Annotated in this window: 5 protein-coding genes; 2 read left to right on the top strand and 3 right to left on the bottom strand. The window is 66.4% G+C overall.

Translation table 11 applies throughout. From position 1 onward, the window contains the following. Window positions 1-777: 777 nt before the first annotated feature. Both FFS27_RS29345 and FFS27_RS29340 read right to left on the bottom strand, forming a co-directional pair. Entirely contained in the window at window positions 778-1,200 is a 423-nt protein-coding gene (locus FFS27_RS29345; protein ID WP_021265148.1) for a hypothetical protein, read from the bottom strand. Between the two features lie 98 nt (window positions 1,201-1,298). Continuing rightward, window positions 1,299-1,829: a cytochrome b gene (locus FFS27_RS29340; protein ID WP_003092155.1), complete on the bottom strand. Its 531-nt coding sequence runs from the start codon at window positions 1,827-1,829 to the stop codon at window positions 1,299-1,301. 182 nt (window positions 1,830-2,011) lie between these two features. On the opposite strand from FFS27_RS29340, the gene FFS27_RS29335 reads away from it, so the two are divergent. Next, on the top strand, window positions 2,012-2,209 hold the full coding sequence (locus FFS27_RS29335; protein WP_003111818.1) for a heavy-metal-associated domain-containing protein: 198 nt from the start codon (window positions 2,012-2,014) through the stop codon (window positions 2,207-2,209). Here the strand turns inward: FFS27_RS29335 and nalD are convergent. Further along, window positions 2,188-2,826 carry an efflux system transcriptional repressor NalD gene (nalD, locus tag FFS27_RS29330; protein WP_003092152.1) on the bottom strand — a complete coding sequence of 213 codons (639 nt, stop codon included), beginning with the start codon at window positions 2,824-2,826 and terminating at the stop codon, window positions 2,188-2,190. The two genes, FFS27_RS29335 and nalD, sit on opposite strands and share 22 nt — an antisense overlap. A 365-nt stretch (window positions 2,827-3,191) precedes the next feature. Here nalD and FFS27_RS29325 point away from each other — a divergent pair. Next, window positions 3,192-4,271, top strand: a 1,080-nt coding sequence (locus FFS27_RS29325) for a multidrug effflux MFS transporter (RefSeq protein ID WP_137952396.1), incomplete at its 3' end; no start/stop codon positions are given.

Below are 4,271 nucleotides of genomic sequence, written 5' to 3'. Positions count from 1 at the left end.
GGAGAGCCGGCGGATAACCGCAAGCGGTTATTCGCCCTACGGATCGGGCTCCTGGCTTGCCCTCCGAGTGGTGGGCGAGTCTTTTGGACGCTTGCAGAAGGAACTCGCCTGGAAAGGCGAAACAAGAGGCCAAGGCAAGCACGACAAGCAGCTTGAGCAGCAAACATGAAGCCCGCTCGAACGTCCCGTAGGGCGAATACCGCCACAGGCGGTATCCGCCGATGCCCCGGAGAGCCGGCGGATAACCGCAAGCGGTCATTCGCCCTACGGATCGGGCTCCTGGCATGCCCTCCGAGTGGCAGGGCGAGTCTTTTGGACGCTTGCAGAAGGAGCTCGCCTGGAAAGTTGAAACAAGAGGCCAAGGCAAGCACGACAAGCAGCTTGAGCAGCAAACATGAAGCCCGCTCGAACGTCCCGTAGGGCGAATACCGCCACAGGCGGTATCCGCCGATGCCCCGGAGAGCCGGCGGATAACCGCAAGCGGTTATTCGCCCTACGGATCGGGCTCCTGGCTTGCCCTCCGAGTGGTGGGCGAGTCTTTTGGACGCTTGCAGAAGGAACTCGCCTGGAAAGGCGAAACAAGAGGCCAAGGCAAGCACGACGCCCGCTCAAGCGCTAAGCAACAGCTTCCCCCCTTAGTGCCGTGCAGGTAGCGACGGGAGCTGGGGGCCAGTGCACGCATTCACGGCCCGCCAGGCAGTCCCCGTGCACCCGGTGCCGAAACGCCACCTTCGTGCCCTGAGTCATGGCGAATGCCCCACGGCAAGTCGCTACCCCTCAGTACCCATCCGCCACCGGCGCCAGGTAGAGCCCGCCCGCACCGAGGGTAATGCGCAGGTTGCGGATCTCCCCGGGGCGCAGGGTCAGGGTCTGTCCGGCGAGGATGGTCATGCCGTTCCGGCAGGCGTCGCCAGGACCGTTCGGCGCAAGACGCACGTCCACCGAGCCGGGTTGCAGGTTCAGGGCCAGGCTGGCGCCCGGTTGCAGGTTGCCGACCAGTTCGTCGTGGACGTACAGGCCAACATCGCAGGCAGTGCCGGACTCGACCCGCTCGCGGGAAACGTTCAGCACCGCATAGCCGATCGGTGCCGGGTCGGGTTGCGCCCAGCCGCCGCTGGTCGGTTGCGGGTCCGCGGCGAGCGCCGGGAGGGCGCAGGCCAGGGCGGCGGTATGGAGCAGCGGGCGAAGGATGGGGAACATGGCGGGCCTCGGCGGCGGGGGCGTAGGGAAAAGCTTGGCCGAAGCCGGGGTCCGGGACAAGTCGGGACGGGCATCCGCGTGCCCGTCCGTCGCTGGGGTCAGGCGCCGCGTTGCGGCAGCATGGCGCGCAGTACGTCGTCCTTCTGCACGCGGTGGTGCCAGATGGCCGCGGCGGCGTGGCCGAGGATCAGCGCGAAAAGCAGGTACTGGACGGTGACGTGGGTGCCGCCGGCGAACGCCTTGAAGGCTTCCGGCAGGTCGAACGGGCCGATCTGCACCAGCCAGAACAGGTCCAGCGGACGCTTGCCGGCGAGCATGCCGGAGAGCGGCATGACGATCAGCACCGCGTACAGCAGGAAATGCCCGGCCTTGGCGGCCGCGCGCTGCCAGTCCGGGTTCCCCTCCAGGGTATCCGGGACACCCTGGACGCGGCGCAGCGCCAGGCGTGTCAGGGTCAGCAGGAGTACCGCCACGCCCAGCGACTTGTGCAGGGTGAAGACGTTGCCCTTGCCGCCGAGCAGGCCGGCGAAGAAGTCGGCGCCGTAGGGCAGGGCGATGATCAGCAGGACCGCGACGGCGCTGAGCCAGTGCAGGGCGATCTGTGACGGGGAATAGCGGCGGATGGACATGGTTCTACCTCGTGAAGAACAAGGTGAACATGTTAACCATGTGCTTTGTAGGGTTTAAGCCTCTTTACTCCGCCTTTACCCGTTCTTGACGCTTTGTCGGTTACCGGATATTTCGAGGATTGACCTTGACACCATGTCAAGGTCGAAAATCGCCCCATCGATGACCAACAGGAGGCAATACCATGCAAGTCTTCAAGGTTCAGGGCATGACCTGCGGCCACTGCGTACGGGCGATCACCCATGCGGTGCAGGCGAAGGATTCGGCGGCGGACGTCCAGGTGGATCTTGGCGCCGGCGAAGTCCGGGTCGCCAGCCGGCTCGACAGCGCCCAGGTACTCGAGGCGATCCGCGAGGAGGGCTACGGCGCCGAGCTGGCCTGACCCCAGTCGCGCACCAGGCCACGGAACATCGGCTCCAGCAGGTGTTCCGCGTCCGTATCCGGATCGAACAGGCGCGGGTCGCGCAACCAGTCGTTGAACAGGCCCAGGATCAGCGCGTGCAAGGCGCGCGAGGCGATCCTCGGGGTCATGCCCGGATGCAGCCGCACACGGCATTCGTCGCGGGCGAACAACTGCTCGCAGAGTTCGATGAACATCTGCACGAAGGCGTTGTTGCGTTCCTGCGCCTCGCGCAGTTCCTCGGTGAATTCGCAACGTTGCATCAGGATGGTCAGGATGCGGCGCTTCTTCTCCTGAGTCAGCAACGATTGCACGGCCTCCAGGCAGAGGTCGTAGAGCGAGCGCAGCGGGTCGCTGCCATCGCAGCCGGACAGGCGCTCGGTGAGTTGCTCCGGCGGCAGGCGTACCTGGTTGAGCATCTCGTTGAACAGGTGAGCCTTGTTCTGGAAGTGCCAGTAGACGGCGCCACGGGTCACCCCGGCGGCCCTGGCGATCTGTTCCAGGCTGGTATGGGACACGCCTTTTTCCAGGAACAGTTCCTCGGCGGCCAGGAGGATGGCCGTACGGGTTTTTTCAGAATCTTCCTTTGTGCGTCGCATGCTGTGCTGGGTAGTCGAATGGGTCTCGGCAACGGGGCGGGGAGTGTACCGATTTTAGCCGCGCTCGGGCGGACTCGAAGTATTTCGACACCACCTTTGTCTAATGCTGCTCATTCATGAGCCGTGGATTCCGCGGATCCACGGTCTCCGGCCATGATCGGCGGGTGTCTTCGGTGTTATGCTGCGCGCTGCTTTTTCGGCGACTCCCCGGCTGTCCGTAGCATCTTCCCGCCAGTACCGGCCTTCAGGCCTGGAGCCGCCCGCCCTCACAGACGATTCAATGATAGGCGTCGTCGTCCCGCTTGCCGGGAGCCGCGCAGGAAAGTGCCTTGCCTGCCGCCGACGCGCCCCGTGCCGAGCGATCCATGAACCTGCGCATCCTGCTGATACTGGGAGCCCTGAGCGCCTTCGGGCCACTGGCCATCGACTTCTACCTGCCGAGCTTCCCGACCCTGGCCAAGGCCTTTGCCACCGACGTCGAGCACGTCCAGCTGAGCCTGGCCGCCTACTTCGCCGGCCTGTCCATCGGCCAGTTGCTCTACGGCCCGGTGGCCGACCGCTATGGCCGGCGCCTGCCGCTGCTGGTGGGGGTGAGTATCTTCACCCTGGCCTCGGCCGCCTGTGCCCTGGCGCCGAGCCTGGAGTGGCTGATCGCCGCGCGCTTCGTCCAGGCCCTCGGCGGCTGCGCCGGGATGGTCATCTCGCGGGCAGTGGTGCGCGACCTGTGCGATCCGATCGGCGCCGCCAAGGCGTTTTCCCAGTTGATGCTGGTGATGGGCCTGGCGCCGATCCTCGCCCCCGTGGCCGGCGGCCTGCTGCTGGACTGGCAGGGCTGGCAATCGATCTTCGTCTGCCTGACCCTGTTCGCCGCCCTGGCCGGCCTCGGCGTGGCGTTGTGGCTGCCGGAAACCATCCCGGCCGACGGCGAGCGACCGCCGCTGTCCGGCGCGCTGGGGCAGTACCGGCGGCTGTTCGCCGACCGCCTGTTTCTCGCCTATGGCCTTTCCGGCGGGGTGGCGATGGCCGGGATGTTCGCCTACATCGCCGGTTCGCCCTACGTGTTCATCCAGCTCTACGGGATTCCCGCCGAGCACTATGGCTGGCTGTTCGGCAGCAATGCCGCGGGCTTCATCGTCATGGCACAGGTCAACGCGCGGCTGCTGCGCTATCGCGGGCCGGCGTTCTGGCTGCGGCGGATCATCTGGGGCTACCTGGCGTGCGGCCTGGCCCTGCTGGGCATCGCTTCGCTGCAACCGGCCACGCTGTGGCCGCTGCTGGTTCCGCTGTTCGGATGCGTGGCCAGCCTCGGCTGCATCATTCCCAACGCTTCCGCCTGCGCCATGGCCGGACAGGGACAGCACGCCGGCAGCGCCTCGGCGCTGATGGGCAGCCTGCAGTTCAGCGTGGCGGCGGGCGCTTCGGCGCTGGTCGGCGTGCTCCACGAC

It is taken from the genome of Pseudomonas sp. 2VD, from assembly GCF_005503585.1.
Taxonomy (GTDB): domain Bacteria; phylum Pseudomonadota; class Gammaproteobacteria; order Pseudomonadales; family Pseudomonadaceae; genus Pseudomonas; species Pseudomonas aeruginosa.
The sequence above is the reverse complement of the archived record's forward strand: the minus strand, read 5'-3'. Positions and strand labels throughout refer to the sequence as shown.

Coding starts and splice junctions, on each gene's coding strand:
- FFS27_RS29345 (WP_021265148.1), bottom strand. CDS start 1,200: ATGTTCCCCATCCTTCGCCCGCTGCTCCATACCGCCGCCCTGGCCTGC.
- nalD (WP_003092152.1), bottom strand. CDS start 2,826: ATGCGACGCACAAAGGAAGATTCTGAAAAAACCCGTACGGCCATCCTC.
- FFS27_RS29335 (WP_003111818.1), top strand. CDS start 2,012: ATGCAAGTCTTCAAGGTTCAGGGCATGACCTGCGGCCACTGCGTACGG.
- FFS27_RS29340 (WP_003092155.1), bottom strand. CDS start 1,829: ATGTCCATCCGCCGCTATTCCCCGTCACAGATCGCCCTGCACTGGCTC.